The sequence below is a fragment of the Pseudomonas sp. P5_A2_2 genome, assembly GCF_054177685.1.
In genome coordinates, this window is the sequence record NZ_JBGCUL010001280.1 from 1 (window position 1) to 1,112 (window position 1,112).

Sequence of the window (1,112 nt, forward strand, 5' to 3'; positions counted from 1 at the left end):
CCTGGTTTCCCGCCATTCAGACCTGGGAGTTCGCCATAGCGGTCACCGGCCTGCTGACATTGACCAACCTGTTCAGTGTCGCCCGGTACGGAGAGTTCGAGTTCTGGTTCGCCATGCTCAAAGTCATCGCGGTTCTGGGGTTTATCGCGCTTGGCGCGCTTGCCCTGGTGGGCGGATTACCGGATACGACGGTGAGTGGAGTCGTTCAACTAAGTCATGAGTTCGGTGGTTTCATGCCCAATGGCATGACCGCCGTCATCGGCGCGATGCTCACTACCGTGTTCAGCTTCMTGGGCACGGAAATCGTCACCATTGCCGCTGCCGAATCGCAAAACCCCGCCAAACAGATCACCCGCGCGACCAACTCCGTCGTCTGGCGAATGGGGATTTTCTATATCGTCTCGGTATTCCTCATCATCTCCATCGTCCCCTGGAACGACCCCATGCTCATGGAAGTCGGCTCTTATCAGAGGGCGCTCGAGTTGATGAACATTCCACACGCGAAAATGATCGTCGATATCGTCGTGCTGATTGCTGTAGCCAGCTGCCTCAACTCAGCCATCTATACCGCGTCACGCATGGTCTACTCCCTGAGCAAACGCGGTGATGGCCCTCGATTGCTGCAGAAGACGTCGTCTTCAGGGGTGCCTTATATCGCTGTGCTGGCCAGCACAGCGGTCGGTTTTCTGACCACGGCACTCAATTACTTTGCGCCCAACGAAGTCTTCTCCTTCCTCCTGGCCAGCTCCGGTGCCGTTGCGCTGCTGGTCTATCTGGTCATCGCTGTTTCGCAACTGGTACTGCGCAAGAAGATGAATGCTTCGCGGCAACCGATCGCGTTCAAGATGTGGTTTTTCCCCTGGCTCAGCTACCTGGTCATTGCCTTCATCTTGAGCATCCTGGTGGTCATGCTGATCTTGCCGGAGCATCGCATGGAAGTTGTTGCGACGGGTGCGCTGACACTGTCCATCGTCTGTATGGGKGCAATCTTCAACGCCAGGAAGAAGACAGTGCAAGCCGTCGACATTGCACGAACCGAAAACGCTAGAACCGCTACCCACGATAGCAACACTCATCCTCGTTCACCTCTTTCCGGCCGCTCTCCACCACGG

General features: G+C 56.4%; 1 protein-coding gene. It reads left to right on the forward strand.

Going from position 1 to position 1,112, the window contains the following annotated elements:
- Positions 1 to 1,112: amino acid permease (locus ACXRVY_RS30790; RefSeq protein WP_458239179.1), on the forward strand; the 1,112-nt coding region annotated here is incomplete at both ends.